We start from the raw sequence: 25,127 nt of genomic DNA on the forward strand, positions 1-25,127 counted from the left end.
CTTACGGGTAAACTGCATGGCGACGTTTTTATATGAGGACCAATTCATCATGATCATAATCAATCGTGATTCCTTCTTTAAGCTCAACAGTCCCAGCTATGATTTTACGGGCGATTTTCGTTTCGAGATGCTTTTGGATGAAACGCTTCAGCGGTCTTGCTCCATATACCGGATCATATCCCTGGTCCGCAATGAATTCCTTAGCCGCTTTTGTGACGTTGAGGACTATATTTTGTTCAGTTAACCTCACTTGTAATTGATGAACCATTTTATCTACGATTTCAACGATTTCTTGTTTTGTCAGAGGTTTGAATAAAACAATATCATCAACTCGATTCAAAAATTCCGGACGGAAATGCCCTCTTAATTCTTTAAAGACCTGATCTTTTATTTCTTCTTCAATGCCACCATCCACCCGGTTGGATTGCAATAAGAAATGGGAACCGATATTGGAAGTCATGATGATCACCGTATTTTTACAGTTGATTGTTCTGCCTTGGGAGTCTGTTATTCTTCCATCATCCAACATTTGCAGTAAAATATTGAAGACTTCCGGATGCGCCTTTTCAATTTCGTCCAATAATATGACCGAGTAGGGGTTTCTCCTAACTGCCTCCGTAAGCTGGCCGCCTTCCTCAAATCCAACATAACCGGGAGGTGCACCAACAAGTCGGGACACGGAATGTTTCTCCATATATTCCGACATATCAATTCGAATCATATGTTCCTCACTATCGAATAATGTTTCTGCCAAAGCTTTTACCAATTCGGTTTTACCGACACCAGTCGGCCCAAGAAAAATGAATGAACCGATTGGTCTGTTTGGATCTTTTATTCCAGCCCTTGCTCTTAAAACAGCATCGGATACGAGTTCCACCGCTTCTCCTTGACCGATTACGCGTTCATGCAGGATATCTGATAGGCGAAGCAGCTTCTCCCTTTCACTTTCCACCAGCTTGCTTACCGGAATCCCTGTCCACCTTGCCACAATCGAGGCAATTTCCTCCTCCGTCACTTCCTGGCGAAGCAATCGTGATTCCTGTTTTTCCTTTTCCAATTCGTCTTCCACTGCTTCCAATTCTTTTTGAAGCTGCGGAATCCTTCCATGCCGAAGTTCAGCTGCCCGGTTAAGGTCATAGTCATTCTCTGCCTGTTCCAGTTCATGACGCAGTTTCTCAAGCTCTTCACGTTTGTCCTGCACCTTTTGAAGCGCTGATTTCTCCATTTGCCACTTTGATTTCATGCTATTCGCTTGATCCTGAAGTTCTGATAGTTCTTTTTGAAGCACTTCCAGCCTTGCTTTGCTTTGAGGGTCGTCTTCATTTTTCAGGGCCGCTTCTTCAATTTCAAGTTGCATGACTTTTCTCGTGATTTCATCCAACTCGGATGGCATGGAGTCGATTTCCATGCGGATCATCGCACAAGCTTCATCCACTAGATCGATCGCTTTATCCGGTAAAAATCGCTCCGTTATATATCGGTTCGAAAGGACAGAGGCTGCAACGATTGCCCGATCATGTATCCTGACGCCATGATGAATTTCAAACCGTTCCTTTAATCCCCGCAAAATTGAAATCGTATCTTCAACATCCGGTTCAGGAACCAGAACCTGTTGGAAACGGCGTTCCAGAGCCGGATCCTTTTCAATATATTGCCGATATTCATCAAGGGTCGTTGCACCGATACAATGCAGCTCACCGCGCGCAAGCATCGGCTTTAACATATTTCCGGCATCAAGGGCGCCATCCGTTCTTCCTGCACCGACAATTGTATGCAATTCATCAATGAATAAGAGAATTTTTCCATCACTCTTCTTGATCTCATTCAACACCGCTTTTAGGCGTTCCTCAAATTCACCTCGGAATTTGGCCCCTGCGACAAGTGCACTCATATCGAGTGAAAAAACGGTCTTATCCTTTAAACCTTCCGGCACATCCTTCCTGACGATCCTTTGAGCCAACCCCTCGACAATCGCTGTTTTACCTACTCCAGGTTCTCCTATTAAAACAGGATTATTTTTCGTTTTCCGTGAAAGGATCCGGATGACGTTACGGATTTCCGTATCTCGACCGATTACTGGATCGACCTTACCCGATTTAACCTCAGCAACGAGATCTCTGCCGTATTTTTTCAGTACTTCATAAGTGCTTTCAGGATTTTGACTAGTCACTCGCTGATTCCCCCTTATATCGCTTATAACCCGTTTTGCTTTATCATAATCAATTCCATATGATGAAAATAGCCTGTTTACATTCGTTCTATTGACTTGCAAAGACGCAAGCAGTATATGTTCGACAGATAAGTATTCATCCTCCCACATCTGCATTTCCTTTTCGGCAGCCGTCAGGATTTGCTGTAGGGAGGATGACATGTAAACCTGGGAAACACCCCCGCTCACTTCCGGTAATCTATCCAATTCCTTATTCAGCTCTATATCAAATAGATTCACCGATTTACCAGATTCCGATAAAATCCTGATTAATAAACTTTCATCCTGCTCCATTAAGGCCTTTAATAAATGAAGCTCCGTCAGCTCGGGATTCCCTCTTTCATTGGCTAGTTCCTGACCGCCAGTGAATGCCTGTTGGGTTCTCTCCGTCATTTTATTAATATCCATCTTGAAACCTCCCATTCATCTATATCATGAACGAATCCCCACTTGGTTTGACCAATTTTGACCTTTATATTTTCATTATACTTCTAATTCTCCCCATGTAAAGGAAAGTTATAAGAAATGCAGTAGTTTGGAAAATAAACGGAAAAAGCCTTTCTTCATATAGAAGAAAGGCTCAGACTGTACAAATTTGGACGTTGATTGGAACGTAGGGCACTCGCTTTCCGCGGGCGGTCCGGGAGACTTGCGCCTGTGGGGTCTCCCTTGGACTCGCTATTCCCGCAGGAGTCTCGCACACCCGCTCCAATCGACTATGTTTAAAATTTCAGATAGAACTCCTTTTGCCTACAGTCTTTTTTGTTTTAAAATAGAACTATTAAAACTTGAGGTGATGAGGATCCATCTTCTTTAAATGAATGGCAGCGAAAGTAAGCATCGCTTGCATCGACAATTTTTCAGGGTCCCCTTAAAGTAGTCCAACGCATACCATGCTTTTCTTTTGCATCTGCGAATACACGCTCAATCGTTTCTTTGCGTTGGTTTTACATCTTGATGATGACGCAGATGATCCACTTGGACATGGAAAGGTACTAATATGGCTTATCATAATGGCTCGAGAGCCCAAATCTCTTATCCTTTGGTCAAAATTTCAAGGGAATTTTAAAAGGGGTTCGGAATTTTTTAATTCCGAACCCCTTTTGTCTACAAACTGAGCCTTTCTTCATATAGAAGAAAGGCAGACCCATTTGTAACATGGATACATTCCTTTATGGATGAAACAAAATGGTTATGCTTTCACGGCCGTTTTATTGTAACCATGAAATTCATCGACGAATTGGAAATCCCTATCCGTCCGACCTGCAAGGATCGTATCTCGGAGCAGAATGCCTGCATCGGTCGTATTGTGGATGATTTCCCCCCACATTCTTGCACTTGTTTGAACATTAGCCGTACGTGGAATGCGTTCCTCCTGGTATTCCAAAAATGCCTGTTCAATGTCATTCCCATGCTTATGGAGCATATCAGACAAATAAGCTGCATCTTCTAAAGCCTGGCAAGCGCCTTGTGCCAAGTATTGAAGCATCGGATGTGCCGCATCGCCCATAAGCGTAATTCTTCCTTTTGTCCAATTATCAATTGGTAAACGGTCATACATCGGCCAACGGCGTTGTCTTTGAATGAATGAAATCGCATTCTGAACAAGCTCACAAGTTCCGGCAAATACACGGTCCATTTCTTCCGGTTTTCCCCATTGATCTGTTTTTTCGTTTTCTTCCGTATATTGAGAACTTTTAAAAACCACTACTTGGTTATAAAGTTCTCCCCTTCTAACCGGATATTGAACAAGATGAAGGTCTGGCCCAATCCACATGTATACATCATCTAAATCCCCATGGCTCGTAACCTCCTCCATCGGAATCGCTCCCCTGTATGCAACATATTGAGAGCAGACCGGCTGATCTTCCACAAAAAGTTTCCGTGCCTTGGACCATAATCCATCGGCTCCAATGACAGCAGTTCCTGAATGTTGGTACCCGTTGGCAGAAGTAACCGTCACTTCACCTTCATACTCTACTGTCTCAATAATGGTTTGATTCGTGACCAGTTCGATATACGGGTTCTTTTCACAGGCTTCAGCCAATACTTTATGCAAATCGGAACGATGCAAAACAACATACGGAGCTCCATATCTTTCTTTATAAACATCACCTAAATCCAAAGCGGAAAGCTCTTTTCCGGAAAAGGCGTCCATCAGAACCAATCTTTTTGGAAATACTGCAATATCATTGATTTTATCCATGACACCTAAACGCAGCAATACGTTGGTGGCATTTGCTGCAAGCTGAATCCCTGCACCAATTTCCCCAAATTCGGGAGCTTGTTCTAGGACTTTTACATACTGTTTTGTTTCTGCGATTCCTAAAGCAGTTGCCAATCCGCCAATTCCCCCACCGATAACGATGAATGGTTTTTTTTCTGTGTTCATCATCAATTCCCCCTATATTAGTTGTTTTAGCCAAAGTTGCGGACCACTCTCACGGTAAGCGTTTTCATTTGAATGACATTCATCTATTCACTAGTATCTTAGCTGAAGATTCCAAACCGATTATTTTCATACCAAAACAGGCTTGAATTCACTTTCAACCTTTTGGTACCCATTGTTTGTGTCTAATGCTTGTTGCTGTTCCAAATCGAATCTTTCCATTATTGGTATGTCGTTTACCGAGAATAAGTAAGAATCCGCTTCTGCAACGTGCTCATGCCATGCCCAATTCGGAACGACGAAATAATCTCCCTTGGACCAGTCAAAACGCACTCCATTAATGACCGTATATCCTGATCCTTGGTGCACTTGATAAATCGTGGAATGGGTATGGCGATGGGCTTTCGTATGGAAACCTTTAGGAAGTTTCTGCATCCATGCCCCCATCGTCGGATTGGCCGTCTGGCCATTTGATGGATTGATATATTCCACGGCAAAACCTTCATATGGATCCGGTTCGAAATTCATCAATCCTTCTATCGCTGCTTTGGTGCCCTTCCACTTGTAGTTGGCAAGCGGTGCCACTTGTGAATAACGGTCGGATACTGGACGAACCATTCCGCCTTGATAACGGAGCTCTGAAAAATTATCCGGCCGCATAGGCGTTTCAATCCGATCTGGATATGGTTCAAAGAAAGTGCCGCCTATGGAATAGATGGTTGGGATATCAAGGGCATCCATCCAAATCATTGGTTTTTCCCCAACATGTCCATGACCATGCCATAAGTTTTTGGGCGTGATCAAAAAATCGCCTTCTTCCATGAAGATCCTTTCTCCCTGCACGATGGAGTAGGCACCTTCACCATCCGTAATGAAACGAAGTGCACTTTGGGAATGACGGTGGGAAGGGGCCACTTCACCTGGCAACAGTAGCTGGACCGCTGCATAAAGCGTTTGTGTTGTCGAAGCCCATCCCCAAGGCTGGCGATAAGTAAGGCCAGGGTTTTGAAAATAAATCGCCCTGCGCTCCCCGCCTCGGTCAGGTGTGAAGATTTCAGCCGCTTCCATCAATTTTTTTGTCAAAAGCTCTTCTTTCCATAAATAAGCATGCGCATGGGGTTTAGGTTCATGGTCCATCAGAGCGGGAATGGCTTCCCACAGCGGTCCAAGGTTATACTGCTGAATATCCTTTGTAAAATCTTTTACGATTGTACTATTCATGTATTCCGATTTTTCAGCCATATTAATCCCTACTTTCTTTTTTATCTTGCCTCAATGGATTTTAGAAAGATTTCGCTTAATTTGATCATAATGTCCTGAAACATGCTCATCGATGAAGTGATCGACTATATAAGAAACTGGTTTGTTTCCGAATTTAGCGAAATTCCGGTGTGGTGATTCTTTGGATAGTGTTTCTTCATCTAAATTCCCGAGACCGCTCTCCACTTTATATTTAAGCTCCTCCACTTGCTTCATGACATCATCCACAGCAAGTTTGTCAGTATCGGTAACCGCCGCCAATCGGGCTGGATCTTGCAATCCACGCCCCCATCCGGCTCCAGGCATCGCTATTACAGTTTCCACTTCACCTAACCAATAAGGAATGGCTTCAGCTAAATGGGAAAGTATCTGCATGATTGACCATTCATCCTCTGCCGGTTTAAATCGGATCGTTTCTTCCGGTAGGTTTGCCGTTGTCTCAAGAATATGGTCGATGGATCGTTGCACTGATTGGATTGATGTCCCGATTTCCTGATAAGCCATTTTATTCTCCCTCCCCGACACGTCTCACACGGTTTTCAAGATAACCTATTTTGTCGATTTCGATTTTGACAACGTCACCATCTTTCAAGAACACTTGTGGATCACGGGCTACTCCTACCCCACCCGGTGTTCCTGTTAGTACGATGTCACCTGGTTCAAGAGTCATTAAGTTCGATAAGAATTCAACTAGATACTTCACATCGAATACGAAGTTGGAAGTATTCGTTTTTTGGCGTTCTTCACCATTTACCGTTAATCGGACATTCAAGCCCGATGGATCGGACAGTTCATCGGAAGTGACTAACCAAGGCCCCATTGGAGCACTTCCTTCAACCGTTTTCCCTTGTAGCCACTCAAGTGTACGCCGTTGGATATCACGGTAAGTGACATCATTCGCAATTGTATAACCAGCTACATAATCAAGAGCATCTTCTTTTGAAACATTACGTGCCCTTTGTCCGACAACAAAAGCGAATTCCGCTTCATAATCCAGTTGTTCCGAGATTGGGAAAAACGGTATATCATCCTGGGGACCGATAACTGTATTGGCGAACTTTGCGAATACTACAGGGAATGGCGGCAGTTCACGGCCCATTTCAGCTATGTGTTCACGGTAATTATGGCCGACACAAATAATTTTGCTTGGCTTTTGGACAGGGGCCTCAAGCTTTATATTTTCAATTTCATGTACCAATTGATGTCTGAAGGAATCACGATTGTTAATAGCGTAGTCCGCAGCCTTTTGCGCGATGGAAAGGCTTTCATTCCCTCCCTGTAAAAACTCCTCCATTGTTGCAGGGACATAAGCGTCAGCAATTTGTTCACTGCGAAGTTTCCCTTCGCTTTGAAGTAGCGCTTGATAGGCATAGTTCAAGTCAACGACTACATTTTCCGGGTAAATTGCACCGATGCGTTTAAATCCTTGACTGCTGAACGTTACTAATTTCATATTCATTCTCCTTTATTAATCTGGATTTTTTTAAAACCTCTTTTTGATGCCAACATCCTAATTATGCTGGGCTCGCTTCGCAAACCAGAATTTGAATGGTTGTACACCTTATTAATTTCACTAATAGATAACTTTGTTCACTATTTATATAAATGATAACTTAATTTTCGGAATATTGTCAAGAAAGTATTGCAAATTTTTGTGCAAATGTTATCATCTACACCATTATCAGTACTGCGGAATCAAAAAGTTCGTTATTCATTTAATAGGAACGTATATTGATAGCTTCAAGCATCCGGCCGTTTTTCTGCTGATTTTCATGTATATTTTACATATTCTGATATACTAGACCTAAATTAAAACAGATTAGGGAGATTGATTTATGGAAATCGTAAAATCCGGTTCGACGATTCAATCATTACAAATAGGGATGAGCATCATAGATTTACTTGCTTCCCACAGAACTCCTTTAAGATTCTCTGATATTCAGGAATTAACGGAGATAACGAAAAGTAACCTCTATAAGTATTTGAATACTTTGACTCAACTAGAGTTACTATATCGCGATAAGACAACCGGTATGTATCACCTTGGGAGCAAATTGATTCAATACGGAATGGCAGCGATAGGAAATGAGGATATAACGAGCAGAATAACTCCTTATTTACAGGAAATCAGTCATCATACTTCCTGCACGGTCCTTTTTTCCGTTTGGACATATGATGGACCAATCACGGCAAAAATATGGAATTCCAATCAAAACTTAAACATTGGGGCACAGTTAGGTACACGACTTCCGCCATCATCCTCTTCCGGAAAGGTATTCACTGTATTTCAGGATCCTTCCTTGACGGCGGAATGGATTGAAAAAGATCGTAATGTTACGGGCTCGTTCCTTAATGAAACGAATGAATATGATGAAATTCGGACATACAAAATAGCTTTTGCCAAAGAGCCTCTTGTACCATCCGTTTCCTCCATGTCCATTCCGGTTTTTAATTATAATTCGGAATTGTTGGGAGCAATCACTGCCGTTGGGTTCACCGAAAACATTCCTGATCATTATGAAGATCCTTTAAGCGTCTATTTAAGGAAAAGCTGTTTGGAAATCTCGAATATATTCGGTTATTCCGCTGAATAGAAAAAAAGCAGGAAGAAGGATGGCGACCATTCCTTTTTCCTGCTTTTTGATGTTTCATGGCTTTCGCTTATAGGTCCATATCCGATTATGATTGGATGTTTCAGGAAAAGAATCCCCTGCATCCAGCTTTACCATTTTCGGATTCACTACCGTGCTGCCCGTTTCACCGATTTCTACGTATGTCCCATTATTCGGTGCCTTCTGACCTGGCTTAAATTGACGATTTTGCCCCATAGATTTCACCCCTTTACATGCTTTCCCTGTTATTATTACCAGGTTCCTACCTTTCATGTCAGAAAAATTAGGAACATACAGGAAATTCGGCTGAATTAAAAAGCGTCTGTTCTCTGAGCAGACGTCTTTTTAAGTTTTTAAAAATTGACCGTCGATTGGAACGTAGGGCACTCGCTTTCCGGGGCGGTCCGCCCTCGGCGCCATTGCGACTGCGGAGTCTCCCTTGGACGCGCTTTTCCCGCAGGAATCTCGAGCACCCGCTCCAATCAACTTTGTTTTAACCTGCAGTCTTTTTTGTTTTAATATAGATGGATTAAAACTCGAGGTATAGAGATGCTTTTCTAACCATGGTTCTATTTTAGCGAGATCAATTTGAAATGATTACTTTAAATCAACTGGTACCATAGAACCATTGGTTTCGTAAAATGAAGGCAACAATTAGTGTCTTTTTCATTTAATCTTGATGGGAGATATGTTTTAGAGGTAGGGTGCCCAAGTATTGATCCAGTTATTATTCTCTAACTGCTACAGATAAAATCAAAAAGGTTTCGGAATGAGACCATTCCGAAACCTTTTTTTCTACAAACTGAGTGACTGATCTCTGAGGTAAGCTTTTTTGGTTAAGACATTAAGTCCACAAGGACCGCCTTTTGGGCATGAAGGCGATTTCCGGCTTGGTGGAAAACGACGGAATTAGGACCATCGATGACTTCAGCCGTAACCTCTTCCTCCCGATGTGCAGGCAGGCAATGCATGAATAAATAATCTTCTTTAGCAAGTTTTACTAGCTCACCATTAATTTGATAATCTTTAAAAGCTTCTAAGCGGATACCATTCTCGATTTCCTGCCCCATGGAAGTCCAAACATCCGAATAGACGATATCCGCATCCTTTATGGCCTGCGAAGCTGAGGTTGTCACCAAAATTTCACTGCCAGTCTCTTCTGCCACTTTTTTAGCATAGGCGACGACCTTTTCATCAGGTTTGTAGGCGTCAGGACACCCAATGGAAAAATCCATTCCCATTTTTGCACAGCCTACCATCAATGAATTCGCAACATTATTGCCATCACCGATATAACTCATCTTCAAGCCTTTTAACTGCCCTTTTATCTCGATGATCGTCAAGAAGTCTGCAAGTACCTGACAAGGATGTGCAAGATCTGTTAACCCATTGATGACTGGGATAGAAGCATTTTCTGACAATTCCAGGATTTTTTCATGCTCGAAGGTACGAATCATGATGCCATCAATGTATTCAGAAAGAACTTTTGCAGTATCGGAAATCGTTTCACCACGTCCAATTTGCAAGTCATTGCCACTTAGGAACAAAGCGTGCCCGCCAAGTTGCATCATGCCCACTTCAAAAGAAACACGGGTACGGGTAGACGATTTTTCAAAGATCATCCCCAGCGTTTTCCCTTTTAAAGGCGTATATTCTTCACCTGCTTGCAATTTGCCTTTAATGGTCTGCGCTAGCTTTAACAAATCTGCAATTGCCGTTGGTGTGGACTCTTTCATGGTCAAAAAATCTTTTCCATTTAAAATCTTCGCTTGTGTCGGTGCCGTCATTGAACTCATACGTGTGACACTCCTTTCGAATATGGTATAAGCCATTCCTGAAGAGAGGTAACCCCTGGATCGGCATTCTCCACCGATTGCAGATAGGCCTTGAACGTCTCTTCTTCCGTAAAAGCAAGCAGTCGGTATTTCGCTGCAAGTAACCTTAGCTGCTTATCTTCCTCCGTTGTTCCATATGCCAAAACGACCGCCGCATTTCCTTCATTTAACCATTCATCAAAACCTGAATTCCCCAATGTCAAACCTGCTTCTTTGATTTGCACTAACAGGTCTTCACTTAATTGAACTGATTCTGATTGATAAACGCCTGTGGTATGATTAGCTTTTTGAGCATGGAACACTTTTGTCAATGCTTCATTTACCGTTTCCCCGATGGCGATTCCTTCACCTGTTGATTTCATTTCCGGACCTACCTTCGAATCAAGTCCGCTTAGTGCAAAAGTAGAGAATACGGGATATTTGACAACTGCATATGGAATTTCATCCATTAAGCCCGTTTTTTCGAAAGCATTCGACAATGAATATTTCCCAAGCAATATTTTTGTCGCTATTTGCACCAAAGCTACATCGGTCACTTTACTGATGATTGGAATTGTTCGACTTGCACGAGGATTCACTTCCAATACGTATACACTATTTCCTTCGATCACGAATTGGATGTTCATAAGACCTTTATAACCAAGTTCACTAACTAGTTTTTTAGCATAAAGAGTCATTTTATCTTTAATATCATCCGTTAAGGATTGAGCTGGCAATAAGGCCATGCTATCTCCTGAATGGACGCCTGCTTTTTCTATATGTTCGGCAATGATGGGAATATAAACATCATTTCCATCAGCAATCAAATCGATTTCGGCTTCCTTCCCTGGAATATAGGAATCGATCAACACGGGATAGACTAGTGCCGTTCCATTAGCGATTCTATTCAACAAGCTTTCTTTGGAGCCGATGATTTCCATTCCCTGGCCGCCAATTACATAGGATGGACGTAAGAGTACCGGAAAGCCGATGGCCTCTGCCCGGGAAATTAATTGTTCTTCTCCATTAGCCATTGAACCTGGTACATGGGGGATATCCAGTTTTTGAAGAAGCTGATAAAAACGATCACGATCTTCTAATTGATCAAGCGTGTCGAAGGATGTCCCCAACAAATTGACACCGTATTCTTCCAGGCCTTTAGCAAGGTTTATCGCAGTCTGCCCGCCAAATTGGACGATAACATCTTTTATGTCTTCCGCTTCTATCACATTAAGAACATATTCAAGGGTCAACGGTTCGAAATAAAGGCGATCTGCTGTCGCAAAATCCGTGCTTACCGTTTCCGGATTATTATTGATCATGATCGTTTCAACATTTTCATCCTGGAGTGCATAAACACCGTGAACTGAACAGTAATCAAACTCTATTCCCTGCCCGATGCGGATCGGGCCGCTGCCAATCATCAAGACTTTCTTTTTATCCGTTTTTTGCTGTTCGTTCTCACCAAAATATGTTGAATAGTGATAGTTTGTATGTGATTCGAACTCGGCTGCACATGTATCAACCGTTTTGTAGACCGCCGTAACACTTAGTGATTTCCTGTGTGCCCTCAACTCCATCTCATTTACTTTCCATACGGAAGCAAGATAGCGGTCTGAAAAGCCCTTTTCCTTGTATGACTGAAGTTCTTCCCTTGTTACATGATCGATTGCCTTAGCTTCAATCTCCATTTCGCTTTGGATCAATGAAGCAAAGGATTTAAGGAAGAAATAATCTATGGCTGTCGCTTCATGAATTTCTTCAATCGTCACGCCTTTTCTGAGCATTTCAAAAATGACAAAGATTCGTTCATCCGATTTTTCGGCAAGCTTTCCCCAAAGTTCAGGAACGGTTTTATTTTTCAGTGATGATAGCTGCAGCCCAATCGTTTTCAATTCCAAAGAATCGACGGCCTTTTGGACTCCCCCCTCAAAGCTGCGGTGTAAAGCCATGACTTCACCAGTTGCCTTCATCTGTGTTCCCAATTTGCGGTCGGCGGTCGTGAATTTATCGAATGGCCACCTCGGGAACTTCACCGCTACATAGTCAAGCGCAGGTTCGAAGCTTGAATATGTGCTTTTCGTTACAGGATTGATGAGCTCCGATAAATCGTAGCCGACAGCGAGCTTTGCCGCTATGCGGGCTATGGGATAACCTGTTGCTTTTGAGGCTAGTGCCGATGAACGGCTGACGCGCGGGTTCACTTCTATTAAATAATATTGCTTGCTATTCGGATCAAGTGCAAATTGAATGTTACATCCGCCTATGATCCCTAAAGCAGAGATGATTTTAATGGATGCGGCACGCAGCATCTGAAACTCATCGTCCGATAAAGTCTGTGATGGTGCCACGACGATCGAATCACCTGTATGGATCCCTACCGGATCGATATTTTCCATATTACAGATAGTGATGCACGTATTGTTGCCATCTCGCATAACCTCATATTCGACTTCCTTAAAACCAGCTATGCTCCTTTCAATCAAGCATTGTGTAATTGGGCTTTCTTGCAGTCCGCCCCGTACAAGTTCCTTAAAGGTTTCCGGTGAATCGGCAATACCGCCGCCAGTTCCGCCGAGTGTATAAGCGGGACGAACGATGATGGGGAAACCGATTTTGTCGGCAAAAGCCAGCGCTTCTTCAAGAGTATGGACAATCGTACTGTCGGGAACGGGTTCACCTATTTCAAACATCAACTCACGGAACAGCTCACGATCCTCCCCTTTTTTGATGGAGTCGATCGGAGTTCCCAATAATTTGACCTTATATTTTTCAAGTATTCCAGCATCATCCAACTGATAAGCTAGATTCAATCCTGTTTGACCGCCTAATGTAGCCAGCAGGCCATCCGGCTTTTCTTTGGAAATGATCTTTTCCAGTACATCAACCGTTAAAGGTTCGAAATAAACAGCATCCGCATTCATATCATCAGTCATGATCGTTGCCGGATTGTTATTGACCAGTATGACTTTATACCCTTCTTCCTTTAAAGCGAGGCAGGCCTGTGTACCTGCATAATCGAATTCGGCGGCCTGCCCGATGACAATCGGCCCCGAACCAATCACTAAAATGGTCTGTATCGTGTCGTCCTTAGGCATAAGCTTTTTCTCTCCCGCTATAATCATTTATCATTTGTAAAAAGTCTTTGAATAGTAATGAACTCTCGATAGGTCCTGGATTTGCCTCTGGGTGGTACTGGGTAGTGAAGATTGGCAAGTCTTCATGCATGAGTCCCTCAACCGTGTTATCATTCACGTTTCTGAATCTCACTTGAAGCGATGTTCCTTGCAAGCTCGGTTCATCAACCTCATAACTATGATTCTGCGAACTCATATACACCTGTTTCGTTTTCAAATCCACCACGGGCTGATTCGCACCACGATGTCCAAACAGCATTTTTTTTGTATTTCCACCTAAGGCAAGGGCCGTTAATTGATGACCGAGGCAGATGCCCATCGTTGGAAAACTCGTAATGATCTTTTTTATGTTTCCTAAAAGGTATTCAAGCTGTTTTGGATCCCCAGGCCCATTTGAAAGCAAAATACCATCTGGCTTCAAGTCCTTGATTTGCTCGAATTCCGTATCGAATGGTACGACAGAGACTCGGCAGCCTTGAGCGACCAATGAATCCAAGATTGATTTTTTATAACCGAAATCCATCATCACAACGTGCTTGCCGCCTTCACCAAATTTCTCGACAACCTTTGTGGATACCTCAGCTACATGTGCTGATAAACCATTCAGGCTGGGTACGACAGTGTATTTTTCATCAGCTGTGATGACTGCCTGCATGGAACCTTCCTGTCTTATATTCTTAACGACCGCTCTTGTGTCCACATGGCTTAAAAGAGGAATGTTCCACTTGTCTAAATATTCACCAATTGAATATTTAGCCTGATAATGGGAATGGCTCATATTTCCTTCATATACAATCACACCGGCAACATGCGGCTTTTTACTTTCAAAATCATGTTCATTGATTCCGTAATTTCCGATTAGTGGGTATGTGAAGATGACAATCTGGTCCTTATATGAAGGATCTGTCAACACTTCTTGATATCCGGTCATTCCTGTAAAAAAGACAATCTCTCCAGCGATTGTTTTTTCAGTCGATGTAGTCAGCAGTTCCCCTTCAAAGACGGAACCATTCTCTAAATGTAGATAGCTTTTCATGATTTTCACCTCTTTAGATGATGTATATTTATATATACAATAGCATAATTATTCATTTTATTCTATAAAAATTCAATTAATTTAGACAGTTTGTTTTATTGCCAATACTTTTTTAATTTTATTTATCGCCGTATCGATCTCCGATTCGGAAACAGTCAGGGATGGAAGTAAACGAAGTACTTTAGGACCTGCACTCAATACAAGTAAGCCCTCTTCTTGCAATTCCATTAAAAACACTTGAACATCTTGTTTACATTCAATTCCGACCATCATTCCCAGACCGCGAATCTCTTTCACTTCTTCGATGCCTTTCAATGCTTTTGCCAATTCGCTCTCAAGGTATTCCGCCTTTTTAACGGTTTCTTTTAAAAACCCTGATTGGAAAATTTCCTTTAATACAGCTTCGGCTGCTGAGACACTAACTGGATTCCCTCCAAAAGTGGATCCATGACTTCCAGGGTCAAAGAATACAGACAACTCTTCCTTCCCAATCATCGCCCCGATTGGCAGGCCATTTCCCAACCCCTTTGCCGAAGTGATGATGTCCGGCAGGATATTGAAATGCTGGAATGCAAATGGCTTTCCTGTACGTCCTATCCCAGTCTGAATTTCATCTATGATAAGGAGAGCTCCGTGTTCTTGGCATTTAGTTTGAATCGCGTCCAGATATGATTGCTGTACAACATGGATGCCGCCTTCTCCTTGAACGATTTCAATCATTACAGCTGCCGTATTTTCATCGATGGCCGCTTTCATGGCATCATGATCATTAAATGGAACATATTCGAACGAAGCTAGCATCGGTCCGAAACCAGTCTTGATTTTTTCCTGTCCCGTTGCAGCCATCGTTGCAAACGTACGGCCATGGAAAGACTGCTGACACGTGACAATCCTGCTTTTCCCGGTAGCTTTACGTGCTAGTTTGATGGCTGCCTCATTCGCCTCGGCACCGCTGTTGGCAAAGAACACCTGACTTAAACCAGAGGCATCAGCCAGCATTTTTGCTGTCCGTTCCTGTATGGAACTTTGAAACATGTTCGATACATGCCAATATTTATTAAGTTGTTCCGTCACGGCCATTTTTACCAACTCATGACAATGTCCAAGATTCAAAACCCCGATTCCGGATGTGAAATCCAGATACTCTTTACCTGTTTCACTCGTAATCTTCAATCCTGACGCTTTTCTTGGCTCAATGTCCCACCTAGCGTATGTAGGAAATAAAGAACTCATTGAAATACCCCTTCTTCCTGAAGAAATTTTGTACCGATGAATTGTCCGCCTTGATAAAAATGATCTTTCCCACTAACGATCATCACTTCTTCAATCCCTTTATTCAGCACCGACAAGGCTGTATTGACTTTCGGGATCATTCCGCCATGGATACTTCCATCCATGATCAAATTCTTCGTTTCCGTTTCATTCAATTTCTCAATGATCTGCCCATTCTTCAAGACCCCTTGAACATCGGTCACAAATAAACACATGTCAGCCGATAGTGCCTTAGCTACAGACCCGGCAGCCATATCGGCATTCACATTTAGTTTATTGCCCTCTTCGGTAGATGAGATGGGCGTCAATACCGGACAATAGCCTTTTTCGAATAAAAGTCCGAATAATTCCGTATTGACTTGTTGTATTTCTCCAACAGCCCCAAGTTTCTGTTCATCGATATAATCACCTGTGAGAATTCCGCCGTCCGAGCCATTTAAACCGAGTGCCTTGATGCCATGGGCTTCCAATTTATGAACGAGGCTTCGGTTCGATTTTCCTGCCAGCATAAGTTCCACAATTTCCAGCACTTCTGTGGTCGTTTTTCTTAACCCATCTTCAAATACTGGTTCAATTTCAAATTTTTCAAGCATTGTATTTATATCAGGTCCGCCCCCATGCACAAAGACAATATGGTATCCGCGGTTTTGTAACTCTTTAATACTATTGAAAAACGACTCCGATAACTCATTGATGATGCTGCCGCCGCACTTTATGACTAATATGTTCATACTTTTCACCTCTACGAACGATAGCTTCCGTTTATTTTCACATAATCATAGGTTAAATCGCAGCCCCATGCCGTGCCTGATTCATTACCATCTTTCAAATAAACATGAATGATGATACTTTCATTTTCCAAGTATGCTTTGGCTTCTTCCTCAGAAAACATAATCGGCTCACCGTCTTTAAGTACGACGATATCACCAAAAACGATCGTTGTTTGATCCGGATTGAATCCCACTCCGCTTCTTCCCATTGCAGCTATGATTCGTCCCCAGTTTGCATCCGCTCCAAAAGCTGCCGTTTTCACAAGATTTGAACCGACGATCGTCTTCGCCATCATCTGTGAATCTTGTTTCGTATGCATGCCATGAACATTCACTTCTATCAGTTTAGTCGCACCTTCTCCGTCTTTCGCAATTTGTTTGGCGAGGTTTTCGGAAGTTTGTTTTAATAATTCCAGGAAGATGGACCATTCTGGATGGTCAGGTGTCAAAGGTTCATTGTTCGCTTCTCCATTCGCGAGCACTAACACCATGTCGTTCGTTGAACAGTCGCCATCAACCGTGATTTGATTGAATGTATCATTGGTAATCGAGGATAATGCTTGCTGTAAATCATGTGGTTCAATGACGGCATCCGTCGTAATGAAACCTAGCATTGTGGCCATGTTCGGATGAATCATTCCCGAACCCTTGGCAGCACCGCCCATTTTCACGGTTTTACCGTCGATGATTGTTTCATAACCACAACTCTTCGTTACAATATCCGTTGTTAAAATGGCGGTACCGAAAGCTTCAGCAGCTTCAGGTGTATTTTCTGGCTGCAATGCCTCTATGCCGTTTCTTACTTTCTCCATTTCCATGAATTCCCCAATGACTCCCGTTGAAGCCACTGCAAATGAATGGTCCTCCAAACCGAACTTTTGAGCCGCAAGCTTCCTCATTTCATTTGCATCTTTTAAACCTTGTTCACCTGTACAAGCATTCGCACAAGCACTATTCACTACAATGCCGTGAAGTTTTCCAGTAACGGCAATACTGTCTTTCGTTACATTGATTGGAGCGGCTTGAACGACATTTTGTGTATAAACGGCCGCGGCTGATGCTGGGACATCGGTATAAATGATGCCAACGTCCTTTTTAGAATAGCGTAATCCTGCATGGACACCTGACGCTTTGAACCCTTGGGGCATTAAAATGTTTCCTTCTTGAATTTGTTTGATTTCTTCAACTGGCTGTAGTGTATTCATTGGTTCCCTCCATAGTTTACGGATATAACGGACTGTTCCATAGTCCTGCCGTTTCTTCTAGTCCCATTAATATATTTGCATTTTGAATGGCCTGCCCTGCGGCACCCTTCACTAAATTATCAATAACCGAAACCACCGTTACCTTACCTGTTCTTTCATCATAATCGACGCCAATGTCGCAAAAGTTCGATCCGTATACCTGTTTCGTGGATGGAAAGCGATCAAGGGGCTGTACCCGGACAAATGGGTGTCTCTCGTAAACCGTTTCGTACAAATCCTTTAATTCAACATTTGAGGTTTCCCGATTTACCTTTATATACATCGTTGCCATAATCCCTCTTGTCATTGGGACAAGATGGGTATTGAAGGAAATGGGCTGTAAACCTGATGACCATCGCCCAAGCTGTTGCTCGATTTCCGGTATGTGTTGATGTTGATTCACCTTATATATCTTAAAGTTCTCATTCATTTCACTAAAATGGGTGACTGCGGAAGGTGATTTACCCGCTCCTGAAACCCCGGATTTTGCATCGATGATCACATCGGCATCCGCTCCGGCCAATCCTTCAGTGAATAAAGGGGCGAGACCTAATAGTGATGCGGTTGGGTAGCACCCAGGATTTGCAATGATCTTCGCTTTTTTTATAGCTCCGGCATTCCATTCAGCCAATCCGTATACGGCTTTTTCAATAATATGCTGAGGCGCTGCCGGCTTTTTATACCAGTTTTCGTATTCACCTGGAGTTTGAAGCCTAAGGTCTCCTGATAGGTCGATCACTTTAATGTCGAGGTCAGAAAATTCCGAAATCAATTGCGATGAAACGCCCGAAGGAGTTGCAAGAAATACAATATCTGATTTTTTTGCAATCGCTTCCGGGTCGATTTCTTCTAATGTATCTTTCATATGCATTAAATGTGCATTTTCTTCATATAAATTTCGACCAAATTGGGATGAAGTATGCAATGATTTTATTTTAAATTGCGGATGATTATTCAAAAACCTTATTAGTTCCATTCCTCCATAACCCGTTGCACCTACTATTGATACGTTCATAAAACCATCTCCTATAATTTCAGGTCCCTCTGTCAATCTTTGATTCTATTATTATAAGACTGAATAAAAATAAAATCAAATGTATTTTTATAAAATTATAAACATAAATTTTAAATGAAATATTATCCAACGAAATTCCTAGAATTATCCAAAGCTGTTGACTACTAGGGTTTTTTCCGTTTAAATCAAAGGTAGTAATTGAGTAATGACGGTTTCTGAAAGGTGGTCATATGCATGAATGAATTATCGTTATCCAATCGGATGCAAGCAATTTTAGATAATAAACAACAAATTAAACATATGGAAAAAGGGCGCTACCTTTTTTCATGAGAGCACCCCAGCAAGTGACTTGTATTACATTATAAATGGGAAAGTAGAAGTGAGTAAGGTTGTTCCCGACGGTCGGGAATTAACTATACGCATTAGTTCGGAGAATGATTTGGTTGGGGAGACAGTCTTATTTTCTCAAAATCCTAAATATATGATGAATGCAAAAATGATGGAAGATGGTACTGTCGCGGTTATTTCCAAAGAAGCATTAGAAGAAAAAATCGCCTCTGATAGCCATCTCGCAGTCGAGATGATGACATGGTTATCCGCTCAAAACCGTAAAAATCAGGCTAAATTCCGCGATATGCTCCTGCACGGTAAAAAAGGTGCATTTTACTCCACCCTCATCCGTTTATCAAATAGCTATGGCACTGAAGCGGAAGACGGCAAAGTTATCAATCTTCCCTTTACAAACCAAGAACTCGCCAATTTTTGCGGCACATCCCGCGAAGTAGTCAATCGAATGCTCGCTCAATTAAGGAAAAACAATGTCATCTCCATTAAAAAGGGCCGCATTACGATTCTTGACTTTGACTATTTGAAACAGGAAATCGACTGTGAAAACTGTCCAATAGAAATCTGTACAATCGATTGAATCCTTTCCCATAAAAAGCAGCAATACATAAAGCCTTAATGATCTTAATAATGAATGGAATTTATTTCAGACTAATCCATCCCTAGGACCATTGAATTATTTTCATTACCTGTATCCTAAATAAAAATGCATAAAAAAAGTATAAACATGGATTTCGCCATTGACCGGCATCAGGTCCTGACAACTATACAAAAAAAGGGATGGCATAGCTGCCATCCCTTAATTTTTCATTCGGACGGATTATCCGCCAATGAATGACATTTCGATTTTTTCCTGTTTCTTCACCGTTCCCGCTGCACGCTCATCCGAATAGCGGTCGTCCCTACGGTCCCAAAGTGAAATGATGAACCCTGTCAATTCTTCATCGGTCATGTCGGAACGGAGCAATGACTTCAAGTCATGTCCCTTTCCATTAAACAGGCATGTATATAAACTTCCATTAGCAGAAAGACGTGCACGAGTACAACTTGAACAAAAAGACTCGGAAACCGAGGTAATGAAGCCTACTTCTGCAGTAGTGCCCTTATAGCGGAAGCGTTTTGCGACCTCTCCAAAATAATCTTCTTCAACTGGTTCGAGATCGAATTCGGTTTGGAGCATTGCAAGCAGTTCTTTTTTCGTAATGACATTCTTTAACTGCCAGCCATTTGTATGTCCGACATCCATGAATTCTATATAGCGTAATTGAAGGCCCTCATCTTTACAAAATCGGGCCATCGGCAGGATTTGAGATTCATTGGTTTCTTTTTTGACTACCATATTCACTTTAACGCCAAGCCCTGCTTCTTTAGCAGCAGAGATGCCTTCAATTACGGGCTTTATGCCGATATCCCTGCCGTTCATCTTCTTGAAGAGATCGTCATCGAGGCTGTCCAAGCTGATATTCACCCTCTGCAAACCAGCTTCCTTCAAATTTACGGCATGTTTTTTCAAGAAGACCCCATTCGTGGTCAGTCCAATATCTTCAATACCTTCAATTTTAACGAGATTTGAAATCAGAGTGCTAAGATCTCTTCGGAGTAATGGTTCCCCGCCAGTCAACCTTAGTTTTTTTACCCCTAAGCCTGCGAAGATTTTAGAAAGCCTTACAATTTCCTCATAAGATAATAGCTCACTTTTAGGCAGGAACTGAAAATTCTCGTGAAAAATTTCAGCAGGCATGCAATACTGGCAGCGAAAGTTACAGCGATCTATGACTGAAATCCTTAAATCCCTTAGTGGCCTGTCCAATGAATCTTTAATTTGACTGTTCAATTAACCACTCCTAGCCGAAAGTATTAGAAAAAAACCAGACCATAAAAAGTGGCTCCTTGAATGGGTTCACTTTTTTTGACTGGCTTTTCATTTCTATTACAGAGTTATTATTTGATACCTAATGCAATTTTAGCATATCTGGACATTTTGTCTTTCGTCCATGGCGGACTCCAGACTATCTTCACGTCCGTTTCCTTGACCTCGGGGATATCTTCCAGAACCAATTTAACTTGATCGACGATCGTCCCAGCCATCGGACAGCCCATTGCTGTCAATGTCATCGTAACGGTGGTCAGACCTTCCTCATCCATATCCACATCATATACCAAGCCTAAATTAACGATATCTATACCAAGCTCAGGGTCAATGACCTGCTCCAAAGCTCCAAGAATAATGTCTTTTGTATCTTGATCCACTTCACTCACTCCTTTTATGGAAAATCTCTAGTTTGTCGCTTTCATCATTATGTCCGTATAAGCATCATAACAGATTTCGAGTGAGTACTTAAGCATTTTGCACAGCAGACAGTAAATGTTTCGCGAACCAGTCCGCTGTCTTAAGCACTCCTTCTCTGCTGACCTTATGCCCAGCCTTAGGGTCAAGGATAAAATCAATTTTTTCATCCGCCTTGCCATACCCTGCTTTGACCCCCTCATAAAAACGGTATGCATGCTGATAAGGTACAACCGGATCTTTGGCACCATGCCAAAAAAGAAGCGGTCGGTCGCAAAGCTTATCCTGATTTAGACTCAAATCAAATGGCTTGAGCTGTTCAATCACTTTCGCAACTTCCTCATCAGTAACAGGGAAATCAACTTTCCTTTTCTTAATCTCCTCCATTTGGAGCTCTGCATACGCGACATATGATGGGTTCCCCATTAAACTGACTCCGGCGGAAATCCATTCATATGCAGCCAGAGCCCCATTAGTAACTATTCCCCCCATTGAAGTACCTGCCACGCCAATTCTGTCGGGATCAATCAATTTTCGGGATAATAAATCATCCTTCAGCAAAGATAAATCCTGGATTGTTTGTAAAACCATTTCCCAAAAACGGGGCATCATTTGAGAATCACTTAAACCGGCTTCCCTTTCCCCATGATGAATCACATCGGGTAGAAGGACACGAAACCCCTTTTCAGCCAATAAATAAGCATAGTGCAGATTGTGTTCTTTTGCACTTTGAAAACCATGTATAAAAATAATAAGCGGCAATTCCTGATTGAAAGTGGTTTGTTTCCCTAAGTGCAAGACAGGAATTTGTCCAATTAGTTCTTTTTCAATTATTATCAAGTTAACCCCTCCGAATAATTTGTCCCGGTCTTTTCAATCCATTATCAAAATGGAATTAATTACCTTTAAATCTGAGCTTCGCTTTAATTATCATAATCCTGAATATAGTAATATCATACAGGAATGCATAAAGAATGAAAAAGATTTACATTTACTTTAAAATAGGCTTAACAATATTTGCATATAATGAAATCAAAAAGAACAGAAGGTGTGTACATGACTGAGAAACATTTAATCGTATTGGATCTTGATGGCACTTTACTTACAGATAACAAAACAATTTCTTCAAGGACTAAAAAAACACTCCTAAAACTTAAAGAAGATGGACACGAGGTTATGATCGCCACCGGGCGCCCCTTTCGCTCAAGTGAACTTTATTACCGGGAACTGGGGCTGACTACACCAATCGTTAATTTCAATGGCGCTTTCGTCCATCACCCATTACATACAAGCTGGGGGGTATACCACTCTCCACTGGATATAAATGTTGCGAAAGAAATTGTCGAAGCGTGTGATCAGTTTACATATCATAACATCATCGCTGAAGTCCGGGATGAAGTTTATGTCCATTATCATGATGAAAAGTTGATGAACATGTTCAATCTAGGAAATCCGATCATGAAGACAGGTGATTTACGCAATTACCTTCAGGATTCCCCAACTTCGATGCTGATTCACACAGATAGTGAATTCGTAGGGCAGATTCGCCAGCATCTATCCGATGTCCATGCAGAATTGGTCGATCACCGCCGCTGGGCAGAGCCTTTTCATATCATCGAAATAATAAAAAGCGGGTTAAGTAAAGCCGTAGGGCTAAAACGCGTATCCAACTATCTGGAAATTCCTCAAAACAGGATAATCGCTTTCGGTGATGAAGATAATGATTTGGAAATGCTCGAATATGCGGGAACCGGGGTGGCCATGGGAAATGCGATCTCTCCAGTAAAAACGGTAGCAAATACGACGACATTGACGAATGAAGAAGATGGTATAGCCGTCTTCCTCGAAGAAAAATTCAATATGAAAGCCTAATTCGTCATTTTTTACCTTCATAATATTCAACTTTCAAGCCAAACTAATATGGACAACAGATCTATTCCGTTGTCGACAACGCTCAGAATCGGAGGAGATAAGAATGGGTAAAAGCAGTAAATCTAAACGATTTGTACAGCAGGGCAAAGAAAGTGTTGCCAGGCATGCCGAAAAAATCCCTTATCACACTACGTTTGAAGAGGCAGAAAAAGACAGGTTAAGAATTATGTCTGAACAAAGCTATGGTGGCTTCTAATGGGAAACAAATTATTCCAAAAGGCTAGGGAATTTGTTGAAGAAGCTCTCCACTCTGAGCATGAAGGTGACCAGCATAAGACAGAGGAAATCGCTAAAAACGCTCTTTCATCAGCCTTTGCCAATACGAACGAGGCTGAAAAAGAACAATTGCGAGAACTCCAGCAAGAGCTGGAAAATCACTCTAAATAATGTGAAAGCCTCCAGGGATTCCTGGAGGCTTACGCTTTGTTTTTCAATTGTTATTTCGTGCCTTACCGCCTTTTTCACCGATCTCCTTATAAAAATCTTCACCATGGGAATCAGCAGTGGCTTCCCCGCCCTTTTGTCCAATTTCCTGATAGAATTCCTTATCATGATTATCCGAAGTGGCTTCTCCACCCTTTTGACAATTTCCCGGTAAAAAATCCTTGTCGTGATTTTTAGAAGTGGCTTCCCCGCCTTTACGGCCTGCTTCCTGCCTGCTCATTTTTTCGTCGTTAGCCATTTTAATCACTCCTTCATAAGATTTTTAAATCGGCGCTACAGTATTAGAATTAGCCGTTTTGTACAGGCAATAAACTTAAAACGCCGACCTCCTTTGGTAATAGAAGTGTAATGGCCTTGATTTTTCATTAATATCATTCCCTGCGGAAAGTCCCAACAATTCCTGACGTTTCTATGATGTTTGTGAATGCGTGTGGATCCACTTCCTTGATGATCTTTTCAAGGTCATACAGTTCATACCTTGTTATGACAATCAATAACATTTCCTTAGTTTCGTTAGTGAATGCACCTTTAGCGGGAACCCTTGTAATTCCGCGAACTAATTTAGCATGGATTGCCTGTTTAAGCTCTTCGCTTTTCTTTGTAATGATCATCGCCGTAAGCTTTTCATGACGTGTATGTATCGCGTCCACGACACGGGTCGATGTATAAAGGGTAACAAGTGTATACAAAGCTTTTTCCGGTCCATAAACAGCACCTGCCGTTACAATGATCACGCCATTCAGCAGAAATAAATAAGTCCCTACAGGTTTATCCTTCTTCCGTGAAAGAAGCATGGCGATAATATCCATTCCGCCAGTCGATGCACCGTATTTCAAGGTGATCCCCACACCAACTGCAGCTATGACTCCGCCAAATACCGCATTCAATAATATGTCAGGTGACCAGCGTGTAATCGGGATGATTTCCATAAAAAAGGACATCAAGGCAACGCTGAGGAAACTATAAAAAGTGAAAGACTTTCCTACCTTTCGCCAAGCAATGATCGTTACTGGAATGTTCAATAAAAGCAAGAGAATACCTGTCGATACATTAATAGGAGCAAAAGATCCAATCATCCTCGATAGAAGCTGGGCCACTCCGGTAAATCCGCTTGCATATACGTTTGCCGGTATTAGAAAAAAGTTCATTGCGATGGCATTAAGCAATGCCCCGACCACAACTATGATAATTTTCTTCATTTCACCACTGTACATCCTAAAAACCTCCATTTCACCCTTATTCTATTATCTTTTTACCCTTAATTATTTATTCTATTTACGTAGAGATTGAATTTTTACCGTTACGTGCTACACTAAAAAGTAGAGTGACCACTCATTTTCTAAAAATTGTAAAAAGAAAGC

22 protein-coding genes and 2 pseudogenes are annotated in these 25,127 nt (G+C 41.9%); 5 read left to right on the forward strand and 19 right to left on the reverse strand.

The features are described 5' to 3' along the window. Nucleotides 1–28 precede the first annotated feature (28 nt). From clpB to A6755_RS20800, 6 genes and pseudogenes are all read right to left on the reverse strand, one after another. Entirely contained in the window at nt 29–2,617 is a 2,589-nt protein-coding gene (clpB, locus tag A6755_RS20780; RefSeq protein WP_063591825.1) for an ATP-dependent chaperone ClpB, read from the reverse strand. Nucleotides 2,618–2,990: 373 nt separating this feature from the next. Continuing rightward, nucleotides 2,991–3,153, reverse strand: a pseudogene (locus A6755_RS26380) (transposase); the annotation flags it as partial. A 248-nt stretch (nt 3,154–3,401) separates the two neighbouring features. Further along, on the reverse strand, nt 3,402–4,601 hold the full coding sequence (locus A6755_RS20785) for an FAD-dependent monooxygenase (RefSeq protein WP_084738010.1): 1,200 nt from the start codon (nt 4,599–4,601) through the stop codon (nt 3,402–3,404). Between the two features lie 126 nt (nt 4,602–4,727). Next, nucleotides 4,728–5,840, reverse strand: coding sequence for a cupin domain-containing protein (locus tag A6755_RS20790; protein WP_063591827.1), 1,113 nt, complete (start codon nt 5,838–5,840; stop codon nt 4,728–4,730). A 30-nt stretch (nt 5,841–5,870) separates the two neighbouring features. Next, nucleotides 5,871–6,362: a DinB family protein gene (locus A6755_RS20795; protein WP_063591828.1), complete on the reverse strand. Its 492-nt coding sequence runs from the start codon at nt 6,360–6,362 to the stop codon at nt 5,871–5,873. Nucleotide 6,363: 1 nt separating this feature from the next. Then, nucleotides 6,364–7,311 carry a fumarylacetoacetate hydrolase family protein gene (locus A6755_RS20800; RefSeq protein ID WP_063591829.1) on the reverse strand — a complete coding sequence of 316 codons (948 nt, stop codon included), beginning with the start codon at nt 7,309–7,311 and terminating at the stop codon, nt 6,364–6,366. A gap of 382 nt (nt 7,312–7,693) precedes the next feature. On the opposite strand from A6755_RS20800, the gene A6755_RS20805 reads away from it, so the two are divergent. Continuing rightward, a complete protein-coding gene (locus A6755_RS20805) occupies nt 7,694–8,452 on the forward strand; it encodes an IclR family transcriptional regulator (protein WP_034314544.1) in 759 nt (252 codons plus the stop codon). A gap of 54 nt (nt 8,453–8,506) precedes the next feature. Here the strand turns inward: A6755_RS20805 and A6755_RS20810 are convergent, their stop codons facing one another. From A6755_RS20810 to argC, 8 genes are all read right to left on the reverse strand, one after another. Further along, entirely contained in the window at nt 8,507–8,686 is a 180-nt protein-coding gene (locus tag A6755_RS20810) for a YjzC family protein (RefSeq protein ID WP_034314546.1), read from the reverse strand. A 620-nt stretch (nt 8,687–9,306) separates the two neighbouring features. Further along, nucleotides 9,307–10,266 carry an ornithine carbamoyltransferase gene (argF, locus tag A6755_RS20815; RefSeq protein ID WP_063591830.1) on the reverse strand — a complete coding sequence of 320 codons (960 nt, stop codon included), beginning with the start codon at nt 10,264–10,266 and terminating at the stop codon, nt 9,307–9,309. Further along, nucleotides 10,263–13,382, reverse strand: coding sequence for a carbamoyl-phosphate synthase (glutamine-hydrolyzing) large subunit (carB, locus tag A6755_RS20820; RefSeq protein ID WP_063591831.1), 3,120 nt, complete (start codon nt 13,380–13,382; stop codon nt 10,263–10,265). The genes argF and carB overlap by 4 nt, the downstream gene beginning before the upstream one ends. Next, a complete protein-coding gene (locus A6755_RS20825) occupies nt 13,375–14,457 on the reverse strand; it encodes a carbamoyl phosphate synthase small subunit (RefSeq protein WP_063591832.1) in 1,083 nt (360 codons plus the stop codon). Before A6755_RS20825 ends, carB begins: the two co-directional genes overlap by 8 nt. An 81-nt stretch (nt 14,458–14,538) precedes the next feature. Next, nucleotides 14,539–15,690 (reverse strand): acetylornithine transaminase, encoded by a 1,152-nt coding sequence (gene argD / locus A6755_RS20830; RefSeq protein WP_063591833.1) that lies wholly within the window; start codon nt 15,688–15,690, stop codon nt 14,539–14,541. Then, nucleotides 15,687–16,460: an acetylglutamate kinase gene (argB, locus tag A6755_RS20835; RefSeq protein ID WP_063591834.1), complete on the reverse strand. Its 774-nt coding sequence runs from the start codon at nt 16,458–16,460 to the stop codon at nt 15,687–15,689. The genes argD and argB overlap by 4 nt, the downstream gene beginning before the upstream one ends. An 11-nt stretch (nt 16,461–16,471) precedes the next feature. Next, on the reverse strand, nt 16,472–17,704 hold the full coding sequence (gene argJ, locus A6755_RS20840) for a bifunctional ornithine acetyltransferase/N-acetylglutamate synthase (RefSeq protein WP_063591835.1): 1,233 nt from the start codon (nt 17,702–17,704) through the stop codon (nt 16,472–16,474). A gap of 16 nt (nt 17,705–17,720) precedes the next feature. Continuing rightward, nucleotides 17,721–18,758 carry an N-acetyl-gamma-glutamyl-phosphate reductase gene (gene argC, locus A6755_RS20845; RefSeq protein ID WP_063591836.1) on the reverse strand — a complete coding sequence of 346 codons (1,038 nt, stop codon included), beginning with the start codon at nt 18,756–18,758 and terminating at the stop codon, nt 17,721–17,723. Between the two features lie 349 nt (nt 18,759–19,107). Between argC and A6755_RS20850 the strand changes: the two genes are divergently transcribed. Continuing rightward, nucleotides 19,108–19,683: a Crp/Fnr family transcriptional regulator gene (locus A6755_RS20850; protein WP_244889701.1), complete on the forward strand. Its 576-nt coding sequence runs from the start codon at nt 19,108–19,110 to the stop codon at nt 19,681–19,683. A gap of 240 nt (nt 19,684–19,923) precedes the next feature. Here the strand turns inward: A6755_RS20850 and moaA are convergent, their stop codons facing one another. From moaA to A6755_RS20865, 3 genes are all read right to left on the reverse strand, one after another. Then, entirely contained in the window at nt 19,924–20,937 is a 1,014-nt protein-coding gene (gene moaA / locus A6755_RS20855; protein WP_063591837.1) for a GTP 3',8-cyclase MoaA, read from the reverse strand. 107 nt (nt 20,938–21,044) lie between these two features. After that, on the reverse strand, nt 21,045–21,353 hold the full coding sequence (locus A6755_RS20860; RefSeq protein WP_034314562.1) for a metal-sulfur cluster assembly factor: 309 nt from the start codon (nt 21,351–21,353) through the stop codon (nt 21,045–21,047). A gap of 88 nt (nt 21,354–21,441) precedes the next feature. Further along, a complete protein-coding gene (locus A6755_RS20865) occupies nt 21,442–22,230 on the reverse strand; it encodes an alpha/beta fold hydrolase (protein ID WP_034314565.1) in 789 nt (262 codons plus the stop codon). A gap of 216 nt (nt 22,231–22,446) precedes the next feature. Here A6755_RS20865 and A6755_RS20870 point away from each other — a divergent pair, with 216 nt between their 5' ends. The 3 genes from A6755_RS20870 (at nt 22,447) to A6755_RS20875 (ending at nt 23,709) form a co-directional block, all read left to right on the forward strand. Beyond that, nucleotides 22,447–23,262, forward strand: coding sequence for a Cof-type HAD-IIB family hydrolase (locus A6755_RS20870; RefSeq protein ID WP_057275841.1), 816 nt, complete (start codon nt 22,447–22,449; stop codon nt 23,260–23,262). Between the two features lie 103 nt (nt 23,263–23,365). Further along, nucleotides 23,366–23,518 carry a hypothetical protein gene (locus A6755_RS27245; protein WP_164468789.1) on the forward strand — a complete coding sequence of 51 codons (153 nt, stop codon included), beginning with the start codon at nt 23,366–23,368 and terminating at the stop codon, nt 23,516–23,518. Continuing rightward, nucleotides 23,518–23,709, forward strand: a complete 192-nt coding sequence (locus A6755_RS20875) for a DUF3813 domain-containing protein (protein WP_063591838.1) — start codon at nt 23,518–23,520, stop codon at nt 23,707–23,709. Before A6755_RS27245 ends, A6755_RS20875 begins: the two co-directional genes overlap by 1 nt. Before the next feature lie 46 nt (nt 23,710–23,755). Here A6755_RS20875 and A6755_RS20880 read toward each other — a convergent pair. Both A6755_RS20880 and A6755_RS20885 read right to left on the reverse strand, forming a co-directional pair. Then, nucleotides 23,756–24,004, reverse strand: a pseudogene (locus A6755_RS20880) (KGG domain-containing protein); the annotation flags it as partial. 133 nt (nt 24,005–24,137) lie between these two features. Continuing rightward, on the reverse strand, nt 24,138–24,980 hold the full coding sequence (locus A6755_RS20885) for a YitT family protein (protein WP_034314573.1): 843 nt from the start codon (nt 24,978–24,980) through the stop codon (nt 24,138–24,140). Nucleotides 24,981–25,127 lie beyond the last annotated feature (147 nt).

Source organism: Peribacillus frigoritolerans, from assembly GCF_001636405.1.
GTDB lineage: Bacteria > Bacillota > Bacilli > Bacillales > DSM-1321 > Peribacillus > Peribacillus frigoritolerans.